Consider the following 15,955-nt stretch of genomic DNA (forward strand, 5'->3'; position numbering starts at 1 on the left):
CCACCCGGACACGAGAACCGCCGGGTGACAGCGTCACCCGGCGGTTCCTCGTTCGTCGGTCAGGCCTGGCAGGCCGCGGAGTCGAGCTTCGCCGACTTCACGATGTTGCAGGCGAAGGTGTGCGAGACCTTCCAGGAATCGTCCTCGGCGACGAAGTCGACGAAGGCGTCCTGCACCGGCTTGCCGTCGATGGTGACGTCGGCGTCGGCCTTGAGCTTGCCGTCGGCGGGCTCGCCGACCTTGGTGATCGCGACGGTCACCTTGTTCTTGTTCGCGGCGTCGACGAACTTGTCGACCAGCATCGGATCCTGATCGGCGTCCTCGATGTAGGTCTTCTTCTCGTCACCGGTGAGCTTGCCCGCCAGCGCCCTGTTGATCCGGCTGTTGAGCTCCTCGGCGGTCGGCTTGGGCAGGTTGGGCGGGGTGGTGACGGCGAGATCGCCGCCCTCTTCCTTGCCCTGCTTGGTGCTGCCCGATTCGAAGCCGGCGCCCGCGGCGGTCGTGCTGCTCGCGCCCGCGCTCGACGAGCTCGCATCGCTGCTGCACGCGCTGAGCCCGAGGGCCGCGACGATCGCGACGAGGGCGGCGGCGGTCTTCATTGGACGGTTGTTCACTGCAACTCCCCAGATACGGTTCGGAGACGGGTCGGGCTAGAGCTGGTAACCGCTGGTGCAGTTCCAGTGCTTGATGGCGGCGTTGCCCGGATTGTTGTTCAGCGCTTCGCGTTTGGCGCCGCCGATGGTCGACGCGGAGCCGTAGCTCCACCAGCCGCGCGAGATCGCGATCGCGCCACAGCCGTTGCGGTAGGACACCTTCACATCGCACCCGCCGCCGCCTCCGCCGCGGCGGCAGGCCGCCATCGCCCCCGCCTCCGCGTCGGCATAGCTGCCGTAGTCGGTGGCGTACCCGTAGACCCCCGGTTTGACCGACACCGCGATGGCGCCGTAGTAGCTCCCTTGCGCGTTGGCCGGAGCGATGTGGCCCGCGACCAAGGCCGCGGTCGTCGCGCCGAAAACGGCAACGCTGGTGAGCATTCTCTTCACGTGTAGCTTCCCCTTCACGAGCTGCGGGTCATCGACCCGATCGAGCGCAGTCAACGTAACGGCCCGATCGTCGCGCGCGCCACCGATCCGGCGCCGAAACGGCCGAATTACAGGGGTTCGACAAGGATTCGATAAGCCACGGGCCGCGAAACGCGGTCGGGCGCGAGTTCTCCCCGTCCCGACCGGGGCCCCGCGACCTGCGACTCCGGGTGAGATCAGCGTCGCAACCGGGGTGGGACCAGTGTTGCGGATGGTCCGGACGGGGCCTGAGCGGCTAGCCTGATGGTCATGGCAGGTAAGTCCCGCAGCACCACGACCTCTCGGGCGCGGGCGGGATCGAGCCGGGGGCAGACGCCGCCGCCGCGATCTCGTTCCACGACACCGCGAGCGTCGGCGGCGCCACGCGGGCGCACCGCCCCCGCCCGCCGACCCGTCAAACGCGCGTCGAACACCGCGCCGCTGGCCGTGATCGGGCGCGGCGTCGGCAGCGGCTGGACCATGCTGGCCCGCGGCGTCGGCGCCACCACCCGCACGCTGAGCCGGGCGGGCGAGATCGAGCACCGGCACCGGCGCGACGGCATCGGCCTGGCGCTCATCGCGGTGAGCGCGATCATCGCCGCCGCCATGTGGCTCTCGGCGGGCGGACCGGTCGGCCGTTTCCTCGAAGACGTCGTGCGCGCCATCGCGGGGACGGCGGGCGGATTGGCGCCGCTGCTGTTCATCGCGCTCGCCGTGGTACTCATGCGCACCGAGCCGCACCCGGAGATCCGGCCCCGGCTGGTGCTGGGCGGCTTGCTCGTGGTGCTGCCCGCGCTCGGCATCTGGCACCTGGCCGCCGGGTCACCCACCGACGCGCACGGGCGCTCGCGGGCGGCGGGCATCCTCGGCTATGCCATCGGCGGCCCGCTCGGGCAGGGCCTCACGCCCTGGCTGGCGCTGCCGATCCTGTTGCTGGCCATGGTGTTCGGCGTGCTGCTGCTCACCGGGACGACGGTGCGCGAGGTGCCCGCGGTGCTGCGGGAGTACTTCGGCCTCGGCGAACACGGCGACGACGACGATCCCTACGATCCGGCCAATTACGACGACGACGGTTTCCCGCTGCACCGCAACGGCACCCGTCGTCGTGGCCGGACCCCCGACGACAACTACCCGACCGACGAATTCGGCGGCTCCGACGCGCGCACCGAATCGCTCGGCGAACCGCCGCTGCGCGAGGCGAAGCAACTGCAGCTCGACGAGGAACCGCCCGCGCCCGAACCCGCGCCCAAGCCGGCCCGCAAGCGTCCGCCCGCCAAGGTCGTCGACCAGACCCCGCCGCCGCCCGCGGCGCCGGAGTTCGTCACCGACCGGGTCGTCGACGGCGACTACACGCTGCCGCCGCTGACGCTGCTGCTCGACGGTGAACCGCCCAAGAAGCGTTCGGCCGCCAACGAATCGATGATCGAGGCGATCACCGAGGTGCTGGTGCAGTTCAAGATCGACGCCGCGGTCACCGGTTTCGTGCGCGGCCCGACGGTCACCCGCTACGAGGTGGAGCTGGGCCCCGGCGTCAAGGTCGAGAAGATCACCGCGCTGGCCCGCAACCTCGCGTACGCGGTCGCGACCGAGAACGTGCGCCTGCTCGCGCCGATCCCCGGCAAATCCGCGGTCGGCATCGAGGTGCCCAACTCCGACCGAGAGCTGGTGCGCCTGGCCGATGTGCTCAAGTCGCCGCACACCCGCAACGACCACCATCCGCTGGTGATCGGCCTCGGCAAGAACATCGAGGGTGAGTTCGTCTCGGCGAACCTGGCCAAGATGCCGCACCTGCTGGTGGCCGGTTCCACCGGTTCCGGTAAGTCGAGCTTCGTCAACTCGATGCTGGTCTCGCTGCTGCACCGGGCCACCCCGGACGAGGTCAGGATGATCCTGATCGACCCGAAGATGGTGGAACTCACGCCGTACGAGGGTATTCCGCACCTGATCACGCCCATCATCACCCAGCCGAAGAAGGCCGCCGCCGCGCTGGCCTGGCTGGTCGAGGAGATGGAGCAGCGCTATCAGGACATGCAGGCCAACAAGGTCCGCCACATCGACGACTTCAACAAGAAGGTCAAGTCGGGCCAGATCACCGCGCCGCTGGGCAGCGAGCGGGTGTACCGGCCCTACCCCTACATCCTGGCCATCGTCGACGAGCTCGCCGACCTGATGATGACCGCGCCGCGCGACGTCGAGGACGCGATCGTGCGGATCACCCAGAAGGCCCGCGCCGCCGGTATCCACCTGGTGCTGGCGACCCAGCGCCCCTCGGTGGACGTGGTCACCGGCCTGATCAAGACCAACGTGCCCTCGCGGCTGGCCTTCGCGACCTCCTCGCTCACCGACTCGCGCGTCATCCTGGATCAGCCCGGTGCGGAGAAGCTGATCGGCATGGGCGACGGCCTTTTCCTGCCGATGGGCGCGGGCAAGCCGACCCGTCTGCAGGGCGCGTTCATCTCCGACGAGGAGATCCACGCGGTCGTCGAGTTCAGCAAGACCCAGGCCGAACCGGAGTACCAGGAGGGCGTGACCGCCGCCAAGGCAGGCGAGGTCAAGGACGTCGATCCCGACATCGGCGACGACATGGACGTGCTGCTGCAGGCGGTCGAACTCGTGGTCACCTCGCAGTTCGGCTCCACCTCGATGCTGCAGCGCAAGCTGCGGGTCGGCTTCGCCAAGGCGGGCCGGTTGATGGACCTGATGGAGACGCGCGGCGTCGTCGGGCCCAGCGAGGGCTCGAAGGCGCGCGACGTGCTGATCAAGCCCGACGAACTGGACGGCTTGCTGTGGTCGATCCGGGGTGGCGACCCCGGCGGCGCCGAGGACGAGTAGGTCGAACGCACGCCGGTCGGCGCGCGATACTGGTTTGCTCTGACCGTGCCGGGAGTAGTCGGCGACGAACGAGGAGGGACCGTGGCTCACCGCGGAGTCGAACCGCGCGTCCGGGCCTTATGAGAGCCCGTCGGCACCTGCGTGAGCCGGGAGTGGTGAACGGTTCCCTCGGCGAGAGTCGAACTCGCACTTGCCGGTACCTGAGACCGGTGCCTCTGCCAGTTGGGCTACGAGGGAATGACTGATCGCCCCGGGCCGCGCCGCGGCGGGCTGGGGTACGTGACAGGTCCGCGAGCGGTCGGCTCGCGCGTGGGGGAGGGGTGCCTGGCGCTCAGCGCCGGACGATGCCGGTCAGCAGTCGCCGCGTGCGCTCGACAGGCGCTGCGGCAGCACGGCACCCAGGGGTAGCCGGTGCATCTCGACACGGCGTTCGTACTTCGCGGTGGATCCGTTCACGGCTAGCTCCTCTCGGGGTACCGATGGGGTGACGATGCGTCGACGGTAGCAGCGGTCGGCGCCCGGCGAAACGGATTTTTCCGACGCGCCGACCGGCCCGTGCGCAGGTCAGCGTGCCTGTGTGTGAAATCATGACGAGCAAGCGTTCCGCAAAGCCGACTGAAACGGACATTTCGGGCATGATGGACGGCATGAACTTCATCGATCGGACCACCACATGCAGGTGACCACGCTCGAGTGGGTGATCACCGGTCTGGTGATCCTCGGCTTGTTCGTCTTCGACTTCTTCGCCCATGTGCGCACGCCGCACGAACCGACCTTCAAGGAATCGGGCTTCTGGTCGGCCGTCTACATCACCCTGGCGCTGCTGTTCGGCCTGTTCGTCGCCTGGAAATGGGGCGGCACCTACGCCGGGGAGTACTACGCGGGCTTCGTCACCGAGAAGGCGCTCTCGGTGGACAACCTGTTCATCTTCCTGATCATCATGAGCACCTTCGCCGTGCCGCGGATCTACCAGCAGAAGGTGCTGTTGATCGGCATCGTGCTGGCGCTGGTGATGCGCGGTGCGTTCATCGCCGTCGGCGCGGCCGCGATCAGCGCGTTCAGCTGGGTGTTCTACCTGTTCGGTGCGTTCCTGATCTATACCGCGGTCAACCTGCTGCGCGAGAGTGGACACGAGGTCGAGCACGAGCAGCAACGCGACAGCCGGATCGTCGCGCTGGCCAAGCGGATCCTGCCCACCACCGACCAGTACGACGGCGACAAGCTCGTCACCCGGATCGACGGCAAACGTGTGGTGACCCCGCTGCTGCTGGCGCTGCTGGCCATCGGCTTCGCCGACCTGCTGTTCGCGCTGGACTCGATTCCGGCCATCTACGGCCTCACCGAACAGCCCTACCTGGTATTCACGGCCAACGCCTTCGCGCTGATGGGCCTGCGGCAGCTGTACTTCCTCATCGGCGGCCTGCTCGACCGCCTGGTGTACCTGTCCTACGGCCTGGCCGCCATCCTGGCGTTCATCGGCGTCAAGCTCGTGCTGCACGCGCTGCACGAGAACACGCTGCCGTTCATCAACGGCGGTGAGCACGTGAGCGTGCCGGAGATCTCCACCGTGTTCTCGCTGAGCGTGATCATCGGCATCCTGGTGATCGCCACGGTGGCGAGTCTGCTCAAGACCCGTCGCACCACCTCCTCCTGACCGCGCGCTGCCCGGAACCACCGTGGTTCCGGGCAGCGCTGTGTCAGCGGCCGCTCACTCGGCGAAGGCGCCCATCACCGGCTGCCATTCGACGACCCGCACGGCCTCGATCAGGCCCAGCTTCGCGAACGGGTCCTCGGTCAGCAGCGTGGTCAGCGACTGCGCGTCCGCGGCGCGGAAGATCAGCAGCGCGCCGGTGCCGTCCGGGTACGGGCCGCTGGTGAGCACCGTGCCCACCTCGACGAGCGCGTTGAGCCACCCGCGATGCTCGGGGCGGTTGGTCGCCCGGTCGGCCGCGGTGGCCTCGGTGTAGGTGTAGTGGACGGCGAAGATCGGCACTTCTCGGTCGCTTTCTCGCGGTGGACTTGCGGATGTTCAGAGAGTCAGCAGCATGCGGGTGTTGCCGAGGGTGTTCGGCTTGACGTAGCTCAGGTCGAGGAACTCCGCGACACCGGTGTCGTAGGACCGGCACATCTCGGCGTACACCTCGGCGGTGACGGGCGTGCCGTCGATCTCGACGAATCCGTGCCTGCCGAAGAAGTCCACCTCGAAGGTCAGCACGAACAGCCGCTGCAACTGCAGCTCGCGCGCGACCGCGACCAGCCGCTCGACGACGGCGCCACCGACCCCGCGGCCCTTCACCACCGGATCGACCGCGACGGTGCGCACCTCACCCAGATCGGCCCACAGCACGTGCAGGGCGCCGCAGCCGACGACCTGTCCGTCGAGCTCGGCCACCCAGAACTCCTGGACCGACTCGTACAGCGTGACCAGGTTCTTCTCCAGCAGGATGCGGCCCGCGTACTCGTCGACCAGACGCTTGATCTCGGGGACGTCCGAGGTTCGGGCTCGTCGCACGACCACACCGGAGACAGGCGCCACAGTGGGCGCGGCGGGATGCGCGTCGCTGGTCGAACCACCCAGTGGTCCCCGTGAGGTCATGGGGTGCACAGTAGTCGGCCGGGTTACCGATAGTCTGAACATGTGCCGCACATCCTGTCGTTCCGCTCACCGCATCGCGCCGGGCTCGACGACCGGATCGGACGGCATTGCCCACGCGAGCAAACCGCGCGCGAAACGGGTGGATTTCGGCGCAGTGCCGGTGAGTGCCGAGAGGGCGGGGCATGAGCGTGCGACCCGAAGAGATCGACCGCGGGTGGGAGGCGGCCATGGCGCCGCGGGTGGTGCAGGGCCGCGCCGAGGAGCAGGTTCCCGTCCTCAATATCGCGAACGTGCTGACCATCGCGCGCATCGTGCTGGTCCCGCTGTTCGTGCTGGCGCTGTTCGCCGAGGGCGGGCACGACACCCGCTGGCGGATCATCGCGGCCGCGGTGTTCGGGCTGGCGGCGATCACCGACCGCTTCGACGGGCAACTGGCCCGCAAATACGGTTTGGTGACCGATTTCGGCAAGCTGGCCGACCCCATCGCGGACAAGGCGCTGATCGGTTCGGCGCTGATCGGGCTGTCGATCCTGGGCGATCTGCCGTGGTGGATCACCGTGGTCATCGTGGGGCGCGAGCTCGGGATCACCCTGCTGCGGCTGGTCGTGGTCCGGCACGGGGTGATCCCCGCGGGTCGCGGCGGCAAGCTCAAGACGCTGGTGCAGTCGATCGCCATCGCGCTGCTGCTGTTGCCGCTCTCGGGCGCCTTCGCCACCGCGGGCATGGTGCTGATGTACGTGGCCGTCGCGCTGACGGTGATCACCGGCCTGGACTACGTCGGCCAGGCGGCCCGCCTGTGGCTGGCGGGGAGACGCGCGCGCGGCGAGTCCCGCTCGTGAGCGATCCGCTCGTCGGCGGCGCGCCGGTCGCCGAGCTGGTCGGGGCCTTGGCCGCGGCCGGTCAGACCGTCGCCACCGCCGAATCGCTGACCGCGGGCCTGCTGGCCGCCACCGTGGCCGGGGTGCCGGGTGCCAGCGCGGTGCTGCGGGGTGGGCTGATCGTGTACGCGACCGACCTGAAGAACCATCTGGCCTGCGTCGACGACGACGTCCTCCGGGTCGACGGTCCGGTGGCCGCGTCGACCGCCGAGCAGCTCGCCGTGGGGGCCAGACAGCGCTGTGGCGCCGACTGGGGTGTCGGCCTGACCGGGGTCGCCGGACCCGATTCCCAGGACGGGCACCCGGTCGGGACGGTATACCTCGGATTGGCCGGTCCACGGCACAGTGAGGTGGTCCGGTTGAAACTCGACGGCGACCGGTGGACGATCAGGATCGGTGCGGTGCACAGCGCGGTGCGGGAGTTGCTGCGCTGTGTGACGACGAACTAGCCGCGTCCGGGAACCACCGGCCGATGCTCGACGTTGTGCCAGAAAGAGGTGAGCACCGCTACGGCGGTGACACGAGGTGGAGGAGAACGAGATGACGCTGCTGCGGGAGGCAATCGGGGACAGTCTGCGGCGTGCGCGTCTCGCCCAGCATCGAACGCTGCGCGAGGTGTCGACCTCGGCGCGGGTGAGCCTCGGCTATCTGTCGGAAGTGGAGCGCGGCCGCAAGGAAGCCTCCAGTGAACTGCTCGCCGCCATCTGCGAGGCACTGGACGTGCCGCTGTCGCGGGTGCTGTGGGACGTGAGCACCATCATGGCCGGCGCCGACGGTTCCGCGCCGCGCGAGCCCGCGCTGACCGGCCCCGCCGCCGAGCGCGAGGCCACCGCCGCCGAGCCCGCGGCCGCCGAACCCGCCGCCGCGCCGGAGCAGGCCGCCACGGCGAGCGCGTCGGCCGAGCAGGGCGCCCGGATCGGCATCGCCGAGGACACCCGCATCGTCATCCCGGCGCCCAGGGCCGAGATGCTGGTACTGGTGAAGGGAATGTGACGCGGCGAACCACGTGCCCGACGCGCGAGACGCTGCACACAGCTGGTGAGAACGGATAGATTCTCATCAGGCGTCGATCGGGCCGGTCGCACCGGCCCGGGTGCCGCATGGTGAAGGATAAGCACATATCTGGTGCGTGACGGTCGCGCACCACCAGTCGCACGAGCGACGCACAGATGGAGGCGGGATCAATCGATGGCTAATCCGTTCGTGAAGGCCTGGAAGTACATGATGGCCCTCTTCGACTCCAAGATCGAGGAGCATGCGGATCCGAAGGTCCAGATTCAGCAGGCTATCGAGGAGGCGCAGCGTCAGCACCAGGCGCTGTCGCAGCAGGCAGCGTCGGTGATCGGTAACCAGCGTCAGCTGGAGATGAAGCTGAACCGCCAGCTCGACGAGGTCGAGAAGCTCAACGCCAACGCCCGGCAGGCCGTCACGCTGGCCGATCAGGCGGCCGCCGCGGGCGACACCGAGAAGGCGATCCAGTACACCAACGCCGCCGAGGCGTTCGCCGCCCAGCTGGTCACCGCCGAGCAGTCGGTGGAAGACCTCAAGGTGCTGCACGACCAGTCCCTGCAGGCCGCCGCGCAGGCCAAGAAGGCGGTCGAGCAGAACGCGATGATGTTGCAGCAGAAGGTGGCCGAGCGCACCAAGCTGCTCAGCCAGCTCGAGCAGGCCAAGATGCAGGAGCAGGTCTCGGCCTCGCTGCAGCAGATGGACTCCACCCTGTCCGCGCCCGGTTCCACGCCCAGCCTCGACGCGGTGCGCGACAAGATCGAGCGTCGCTACGCCGATGCGCTCGGTGCCGCCGAGCTGGCGCAGAACACGGTGCAGGGCCGGATGATGGAGGTCCAGCAGGCCAGCATCCAGATGGCGGGCCACAGCAAGCTCGAGCAGATCCGCGCCTCGATGCGCGGTGACGCGCTGCCCACCGGCAACAACGCCGCGGCGATCGATCCGGCGCAGCAGCAGCCCGCGCAGGCGCCGCAGATCAACAAGGGCCAGGCCGCCCAGCAGTAGGAAGTACCGGCCCACGCGGGTTCGCGGACGCGGGTCGGGCACCGTTGCTTGCTCGTTCGTCGGCGACGCAACGGAGCCCGACCGGCGATCGGCCGCGAACCGGTGGGCGCCGCCGCCCTGGTCCCCGGTGCGGGTGGTGGCAACTTGTCGTCGTCTGCTGCGACACTGGTCCGTGGCGACGAAAGGATGAGGGATGAGCGGGAGAACACGGCGCGAGCGAGCCGAGATCGTCGATCCGGCGGCGCCGGTGGGGCCCACCGTGTCCGGTGGGGTGCCCGCTACCCTGCGCGAGGTCGGTGAACAGGCGATGGTGGCGGTGCGCCGCTGGGCCGATCCGCGCGAGAAGGAATTGCGCCGCAGGCGCCGCGCCCGTCGGCGCAGCTTCCAGCTCGGCACCGCCACGGGCATCACCACCGTCGGCGCGGTGGGCCTGGCCGTGGTGTCGGCGCCCGCCTGGGCGGTCGTCGTGATCGGTGGTGGCGCGGTCGCTTTCGTGACCGGGACCGCGTTGAGCGCGCGTCGGTATCTGCAATTGCGCGGTCAGCCGTTGCCGCAGGCGGCCTTCGTCGCCCGTAAGACGCCGGGCCTGCGCTCGGTGGCCCGCGGTCCGATCCAGCGCCTGATCCGCGCCGAACGCGCGTTGCACGGGCTCGGCGCCCAGATCGCCCGCACCCGCCGACTGCCCGAGGACGAACTGCGCGACCTGCTCGAGACGGCCCGCTCCGGCGCGGCCGCGCTGCACGCGCTGGCCACCGACATCGTGGCGATGGAGCAGGCCGCCGACACCGTCGGCCGGGCCAATCCCGATACCGTTGCCGCGCTGAAGGTCACCGTCAACGGGGTGCTCGCGCGGCTGGAACACGGTGTCATGGAATACGAACAGCTCGTCGCCGCGGCGGCGCGCATTCTCGCCGTCCCCGAGGACACCGTGGTCGCCTACCAGTTCAACGGCATCGTCGCGGATCTGCGCGAGGCCGCCGACCGGCTCGACGGCTGGGCCCAGGCGCTCACCGACCTGGCCGACCGCCCCGTCACCGGCCCGCGCTAGTCCGACAGACGCACGACGACTTCCGGCCCCGGCGCGCTCGGCGTCGGGGCCGATTCGGGTCAGGCGATGGTCTGGCGCAGCGCGTCGAGTTCGGCGCCGCGCGGGTTCGCCACCGTGGAGGACGCCGGGGTGTCGAAGATCCGCACCTGTTTGTTCTCGCTGTCGAACGCAGGCCACCCCGGGTCGCCGTCGGTCGCGAATCGCACCCAGGCCGCGTGGATTTCGTCGGCCAGTGCCTGCGGCGGGTGCGGACCGGTCAGCGCATGCGCCCCGGCGAGCGCGTCGAAGACGAACGGCACCTCGAGCACGTGGCAGGCGCCGAGGCCGGGAAGATCGGTGGGCCAGGCGAATTCGTACACGTGGGTGGGCGCGCCCGCGGCATTGGCCTCGGCGAAGTCGACCGTGCCCGCCCGGAAGCACCAGTCGGTGAGGATCGCGTTGAAGATCTCGGCCGGGCCCGCGTCGGGGCGCTGCGCCGAATACGTCTGCGCCACCGCCGGATCGATGCCGTAGCGGGTGAGCACGAACGGCAGCGTGTCGGCGGTGACGGCCGCGGTGATGCCGGTCGGGACGGTGAAGAACCGGAACTCGTCGGCGGTGGTGCCGGCGATGAGCGGTACCGCGCGGTCGGGGTTCGCGGCCAGCACCGCCGTCGGCGCGCCGGGGACGATGTCGTCGTCGATCACCGGGAACAGGCTCATGATGCCCATGCCCTGCCCGACCACCGACGCGCCCCAGCGCCGGGGGTCGGGATCGGTCATCACCGCGAGGGCGACGGCGTTCTGCGCGGCACGCAACTCGTCGGGGCCGAGCCCACCGAAATCGGCGGCGGTCGGGGCGATGCCCAGTTCCGCGGCCAGCGCGGCGGACACCTTGCGGGCGTCGTCGGCGTCGGCGGCGACCGCGCCGTTGCCGCTCTGCATGATCGCGCGGCGGAACAGCCCGGTCGACTGCGGCGCGGCGATCAGTGCCGCCACGCTCATCCCACCCGCCGACTCACCGAAGACGGTGACATTGTCCGGATCGCCACCGAAGGCGGCGATATTGTCGCGGACCCAGCGCAGCGCGAAGATCTGATCGTGCAGCCCGCGATTGAGCGGGGCGCCCTCGAGCACGGCGAAGCCGGAGATCCCGAGCCGGTAGTTGATCGACACCAGCACCACACCGTCGCGCGCGAACGCCGTGCCGTCGTAGATGGCGCGCGCGTTCGACCCGCGCACGAACGCGCCGCCGTGGATCCACACCAGCACCGGCAGCCCGCTCGCGCCGGGATCCGGGGTCCACACGTTCGCGTTGAGGTATTCGTCGCCGGGTATGCCGTCGCTGCCGATCAGTGCGTGGATCGGTGCCGGATAGGGCGACTGCGCGCAGGTCCCGCCCATCTGGCTCGACTCCCGCACACCGTCCCAGGCGGGCGCGGGCTCGGGCAGCTGGAAACGTTTCGCGCCGACCGGTGCCGCCGCGTAGGGCACCCCGAGAAATCGGGTGACGCCCGCCTCTGTCCGGCCGCGCACCGCGCCGCTCGCGATGGTGACGATGGGTTCCATGGACTCCTCCTCGCTCACGCCCCGAGTATGGCCGGGCGCGCCGCACGCCGTCAGCCGTTCGGCGCAGACATGCGCAGGGTGATCCGGTCACCGCGCATCCGGACGAACTCCAGGCAGGCCGGGTGGCCGTCGCTGAGCCGGGTGATCCGCTGCAGCACCAGCAGCGCGCCGCCGGGCGGCAGCCCGAGCAGCGCGGCGGAGTTGTCGTCGGCGGTGACGGCGTCGAGGTTGATCGAGACGGTGGTCAGCCGGTCGTCGGCGGCCCGCTCGATCAGGGCGAACAGGTCCTCGGTCTCCAGATCGGCGTGCAGCAGCGCGGTGCCGATGTCGAGCGGCAGGTAGGTGAGGTCGAGCGAGATCGGCTCGCCGTCGAGGCGGCGCAGCCGCTCGATGTAGCAGACGTGCTCGTCGGGACCGAGGCCGAGCGCGCTCGTCACCGCCGTCGGCGGCCGGACCTGCCCGGCGGTCCGGACCTCGTTGACCACGGTCCCGTGCCCGCGCAGCGACGCGGCCAGGCCACGGGTGGCGGCGATGGTGTGCTCGAGCTTCGGGCGGCGCACCACCGTGCCGATGCCGGGAAACCGGTCGACCAGGCCCTCGCGCCGCAGGATCTCGAGTGCCTCGCGAATACTGTTGCGCGACACGCTGAATTCGCGTTGCAGCACCGCCTCGGCGGGCAGCTTGGTCTCGATGGTGCCCTGGGCGATCTGGCGGCGCAGCACATCGGCGACCTGCCTGGCCCGATCCGAGCGCAGCCGTCGGCCGGGGTGCGCGCGGATCGGGTCGGGCTGGTGGGTCACGCGCCGAGCATACGCAGCCTCACCTGGACGGACGCAGATACCGGCCGATGGCGGCGGCCAAGGCGTCGACCGCGAACTCCATGGTGGCGACGCCGATGCTCTCGTCGTAGACCGCCCAGCCGTCGTCGCCGGGGCCGAAGGTGACCGCCGGGATGCCCGCGTGCCGGAAGCGGATGGTGTCGCAATAGGCGGGTTTGGCGTAGGTGCGGACCTCGCCGCCGCCCGCGTCCCGGTAGCCGGCACGCAGCGCCGCCACGATCGGTTCGTCCGCGTCCAGGGGCACCGTGCCGGGGACGAAGGTCGGCCCGGGGGCGTAGGCGACGTGCACGTCGGTGCCCGAGGTCGGGTGGGCGCGGGCGATGTCGTCGACGCGTTGCAGCAGCTCGGCGCGATTCACCTCGGGACCGAGTCCGACGATGGCGATCCGCGCCGACGCGGTGAGCGGGGTGAACTGGGCCATGCCCGCCTCGCCCGCGTCCAGCCCGACGACGCTGTGTCCCCAGCCGGTGGGCAACCCCGACAGCCCGGCCAGCACGGCGAGCAGGGCGTGCGCGGCATTGATGCCGGTGTCGGGCCGCCAGATGTGGCTGGACCGCCCGGTGACCGCGATGTCGACGAGCGCGTGGCCGGTGTGCTGGGTGGCCACCGCCACGCCGGTACCGGTGTCGTCGGTCCAGGCGGTCGGCTCGACGGTGATGCTCGCGTCCGCCCGCAGCCCCTGCTGCTCGAGCAGATACAGCGCGCCCTCCACGCCGTTGCGTTCCTCGTCGACGGTGAGCGCGACCACCAGCGTGCCGGTCTCCGGCGGCGTGGCGCACACCAGCGCGACAGCGCGCAGCAGCGTCGCCAGGTTGCCCCTGGTGTCGGAGGTGCCGCGCGCGTACACCCGGCCGTCGTCGACGACGGCGCGGAAGGGGTTGTCGCACTTGGTCCATCGGCTGGGCGGCCCGGAGGGATAGGTGTCGAGATGGTCGTTCAGCAACAGCGTCGGTCCCGGCCCGAACACCTTGGTGGCGATCAGGTTGGCGCGCGTCGGGGTGCGGCCGACGAGACGGGTCGCGAAGCCGAGTTCGTCGAGCAACGGGGCGATCTCGCGCGCCGCCCTGGTCTCCTCGGGCGGCCGCGCCGGACCGTCGAGGCTGTTCTCGCACCAGGGCTGACCGGCGGGAACCAGCAGCTCGACGAGTTCGGTGACGCTCAGGGCGGTCAGGCGGGGGATGTGCACGGTGGTCACGTCAGCGACTCCAGATGTTCGGTGAGAGCGGTGCGCAGCGCGGGCCCGGTCAGGCCACGCGACACCGCGACGGTGAGGAACACCCGCACCTGGTGCGGGGTGATGCGGTCGGCGAGCAGGACACCCGCCTCGACGAGCAGGCCACCCCCGCCGCGATAGCCGTAGACCGCGGCGGTGCGGCTGTCGGCGGCCCGGGTGGCGACCACCACCAGGGTGCCCGCGGCGGCGAGCTCGGCCGCGGCGGCCGCGAGGGCCGGTGGCAGGTTGCCCGCCCCGTTGCCCGCGACGACCACGGCGTCGGCACCCGCCGCGACGGCGCGCAGCGCGGTGTCGTCGGCCGCCATCGACGCGCCGACCAGCGGAACCCGGGCGAGGACAGTGCCCGGTGCGCCCACGGTGGCGGCCGGCGCGGGCGCGGGCTGCTCGACCGCTATCGCGGTGCCCGTGACGACGCCCAGCGCGGCCCGTCCCGGGGTCGCGAAGGCCGCGAGCCCGGTGCCCGACACCTTCTGCACCCCGCGTCCGAGCCAGAGCGCGCCGGCGAAGGCCACGACCGGCTCGGTGGACACCGGTGTCGCCACGGCGGCCACGGCGGCGCGCAGATTGGCCAGCGCGTCGCTGCCCGGTTCGCCGCCCGGCGTCATCGAACCGGTCACCACCACGGGCACGGTCCACGGTCCGGTGTAGGTGAGCCAGGCGGCGACCTCCTCGATCGAGTCGGTGCCGGTGGTGACGATCAGGCCGCCGCTGCCAGCGGCCACGGCGGCCGTCATCGCCGCGTGCAGGGCCCGCAGGTGCGTGAAGTCGACCTCCGAGCCGCCGACCCGGGCGATCTCGACGGCGGCCACGGGCGGTGTGCCGCCGAGCAGCCCGGCGACACCGTCGGCGTCGAGGGTGGGTACGGCGAGCCCGTCGACCAGCCGCATGCTGATCGTGCCGCCGAGGGTGAACAGGGTGGGCGCGCTCATGACTGCGGCAGCGCGCTCGGGTCGAGCAGGCGCGGATAGTCGGCGGCGGGAACCACCGGATCCAGGTAGTTCCGCGACCGCGCCCAGGTGGCCAGCGCGTCGAGGTTGCCCGCGAGTTCCGGTCGCAGCTGCAGCGTGAAGTCGAACTCGCCCAGCACCTTCGCCACCAGCGCGGGCGCCAGCTTCGTCGCGTCGGCGACCGCGGCGGTCGCGGCGGGATCGTGCGCGGCGAGGGCGGCGCTCGCCTCGGCGACGGCGTCGAAGAACTTCCGGAAGGTCGCCGCCTTCTGCTGCGCGACGGCGGCCTGGGCCAGGTACAGGCTGTGCTGGCGGTAGGGGTCGGTGGTCACGTCCAGCTCGACCGCGTCCGCGCCGAGCACCTCCACCGCCTGGGCCTGGTAGGGCTGGAAGATCGAGACGGCGTCGACGTCGCCCTTGGCGATCGCCGTGGTGATCGCCGCGGGTGCCACCTGGACCAGTTCGGCGTCGACCCCGGCACTGGTCAGGGCCTTGGCCGCGAAGTAGGCCGCGCTGGTGCCGAGCGGGGTGCCGATCTTCTTGCCCGCCAGCTGGTTCAGGTTCTCGATGCCGCGGCGTGCCACGATCCGCGAGCCCATCCAGCGCGACCCGTCGGCCACCACCCGCAGCTCGTTCGACTTGGCCAGCGCGCTCGCGGTGGGCACGTCGGCGGCGGTGGTGATATCGACCTGGCCGCCCTGCAGTGCCTGCAGAGCCTGCACGCCGGTGGCGAAGTTGACCACCCGCACCGTCACCCCGTGCCGGGTGAAGGCGCCGCTGTGCTGGGCGACCGGGATCTGCGCCCACGACGGGTCGACGACGAAGCCGACGGTGAGTGTGTCGGCGCCGGTGGATGTTTCGCCCGCGCAGGCCGACAGGGACAGGGCCGCGGTGGCGGCGACGAGCAGAGCCGCGCAGGCTCGGCGCAGTGGTCCGGACATGGGTGACCTCCGAGAGTGG

The 15,955-nt window shown here is 70.8% G+C and carries 16 protein-coding genes and 1 tRNA gene; 7 read left to right on the forward strand and 10 right to left on the reverse strand.

Annotation, left to right across the window (positions count from 1 at the left end; genetic code table 11):
• Positions 1-59: 59 nt before the first annotated feature.
• Positions 60-614, reverse strand: coding sequence for a hypothetical protein (locus ACFVW6_RS20885; RefSeq protein ID WP_378831272.1), 555 nt, complete (start codon positions 612-614; stop codon positions 60-62).
• Between the two features lie 36 nt (positions 615-650).
• Positions 651-1,034 (reverse strand): DUF4189 domain-containing protein, encoded by a 384-nt coding sequence (locus tag ACFVW6_RS20890; protein ID WP_355277746.1) that lies wholly within the window; start codon positions 1,032-1,034, stop codon positions 651-653.
• A gap of 297 nt (positions 1,035-1,331) precedes the next feature.
• Between ACFVW6_RS20890 and ACFVW6_RS20895 the strand changes: the two genes are divergently transcribed.
• Positions 1,332-3,893 (forward strand): DNA translocase FtsK, encoded by a 2,562-nt coding sequence (locus tag ACFVW6_RS20895; RefSeq protein ID WP_378831270.1) that lies wholly within the window; start codon positions 1,332-1,334, stop codon positions 3,891-3,893.
• A gap of 163 nt (positions 3,894-4,056) precedes the next feature.
• Here the strand turns inward: ACFVW6_RS20895 and ACFVW6_RS20900 are convergent.
• Positions 4,057-4,130: transfer RNA gene (locus ACFVW6_RS20900), tRNA-Leu, on the reverse strand.
• A gap of 436 nt (positions 4,131-4,566) precedes the next feature.
• On the opposite strand from ACFVW6_RS20900, the gene ACFVW6_RS20905 reads away from it, so the two are divergent.
• Positions 4,567-5,547, forward strand: coding sequence for a TerC family protein (locus ACFVW6_RS20905; RefSeq protein ID WP_378831268.1), 981 nt, complete (start codon positions 4,567-4,569; stop codon positions 5,545-5,547).
• A 54-nt stretch (positions 5,548-5,601) separates the two neighbouring features.
• Here the strand turns inward: ACFVW6_RS20905 and ACFVW6_RS20910 are convergent, their stop codons facing one another.
• Both ACFVW6_RS20910 and ACFVW6_RS20915 read right to left on the reverse strand, forming a co-directional pair.
• Positions 5,602-5,886 (reverse strand): YciI family protein, encoded by a 285-nt coding sequence (locus ACFVW6_RS20910; RefSeq protein ID WP_378831266.1) that lies wholly within the window; start codon positions 5,884-5,886, stop codon positions 5,602-5,604.
• A 36-nt stretch (positions 5,887-5,922) separates the two neighbouring features.
• A complete protein-coding gene (locus ACFVW6_RS20915) occupies positions 5,923-6,489 on the reverse strand; it encodes an amino-acid N-acetyltransferase (RefSeq protein ID WP_355277736.1) in 567 nt (188 codons plus the stop codon).
• A 227-nt stretch (positions 6,490-6,716) separates the two neighbouring features.
• On the opposite strand from ACFVW6_RS20915, the gene pgsA reads away from it, so the two are divergent.
• The 5 genes from pgsA (at position 6,717) to ACFVW6_RS20940 (ending at position 10,428) form a co-directional block, all read left to right on the forward strand.
• The gene (gene pgsA, locus ACFVW6_RS20920) at positions 6,717-7,328 is read left to right on the forward strand and encodes a CDP-diacylglycerol--glycerol-3-phosphate 3-phosphatidyltransferase (protein ID WP_378831342.1); all 612 of its coding nucleotides are present in this window, start codon (positions 6,717-6,719) and stop codon (positions 7,326-7,328) included.
• Positions 7,325-7,816, forward strand: coding sequence for a CinA family protein (locus ACFVW6_RS20925; protein ID WP_355277733.1), 492 nt, complete (start codon positions 7,325-7,327; stop codon positions 7,814-7,816). The genes pgsA and ACFVW6_RS20925 overlap by 4 nt, the downstream gene beginning before the upstream one ends.
• Positions 7,817-7,907: 91 nt before the next feature.
• Positions 7,908-8,360: a helix-turn-helix transcriptional regulator gene (locus tag ACFVW6_RS20930; RefSeq protein ID WP_355277730.1), complete on the forward strand. Its 453-nt coding sequence runs from the start codon at positions 7,908-7,910 to the stop codon at positions 8,358-8,360.
• 195 nt (positions 8,361-8,555) lie between these two features.
• The gene (locus ACFVW6_RS20935; protein ID WP_355277728.1) at positions 8,556-9,380 is read left to right on the forward strand and encodes a PspA/IM30 family protein; all 825 of its coding nucleotides are present in this window, start codon (positions 8,556-8,558) and stop codon (positions 9,378-9,380) included.
• Between the two features lie 193 nt (positions 9,381-9,573).
• Complete coding sequence (locus tag ACFVW6_RS20940; protein ID WP_355277726.1) at positions 9,574-10,428, forward strand: hypothetical protein; 855 nt, start codon at positions 9,574-9,576, stop codon at positions 10,426-10,428.
• A gap of 59 nt (positions 10,429-10,487) precedes the next feature.
• Here the strand turns inward: ACFVW6_RS20940 and ACFVW6_RS20945 are convergent, their stop codons facing one another.
• Genes ACFVW6_RS20945 through ACFVW6_RS20965 form a run of 5 tightly spaced genes read right to left on the reverse strand, consistent with a single transcriptional unit; the run spans position 10,488 to position 15,936 of the window.
• Positions 10,488-11,975 carry a carboxylesterase/lipase family protein gene (locus tag ACFVW6_RS20945; protein WP_378831339.1) on the reverse strand — a complete coding sequence of 496 codons (1,488 nt, stop codon included), beginning with the start codon at positions 11,973-11,975 and terminating at the stop codon, positions 10,488-10,490.
• A gap of 50 nt (positions 11,976-12,025) precedes the next feature.
• Complete coding sequence (locus ACFVW6_RS20950) at positions 12,026-12,775, reverse strand: GntR family transcriptional regulator (protein WP_378831260.1); 750 nt, start codon at positions 12,773-12,775, stop codon at positions 12,026-12,028.
• 19 nt (positions 12,776-12,794) lie between these two features.
• Positions 12,795-14,009: a M20 family metallopeptidase gene (locus ACFVW6_RS20955; protein ID WP_378831258.1), complete on the reverse strand. Its 1,215-nt coding sequence runs from the start codon at positions 14,007-14,009 to the stop codon at positions 12,795-12,797.
• Positions 14,006-14,977: an asparaginase domain-containing protein gene (locus ACFVW6_RS20960; RefSeq protein ID WP_378831255.1), complete on the reverse strand. Its 972-nt coding sequence runs from the start codon at positions 14,975-14,977 to the stop codon at positions 14,006-14,008. Before ACFVW6_RS20960 ends, ACFVW6_RS20955 begins: the two co-directional genes overlap by 4 nt.
• Positions 14,974-15,936, reverse strand: a complete 963-nt coding sequence (locus ACFVW6_RS20965) for an ABC transporter substrate-binding protein (protein ID WP_378831253.1) — start codon at positions 15,934-15,936, stop codon at positions 14,974-14,976. The genes ACFVW6_RS20960 and ACFVW6_RS20965 overlap by 4 nt, the downstream gene beginning before the upstream one ends.
• Positions 15,937-15,955: the final 19 nt, after the last annotated feature.

The sequence above is a fragment of the Nocardia sp. NPDC058244 genome (genome assembly GCF_042882065.1).
GTDB lineage: Bacteria > Actinomycetota > Actinomycetes > Mycobacteriales > Mycobacteriaceae > Nocardia.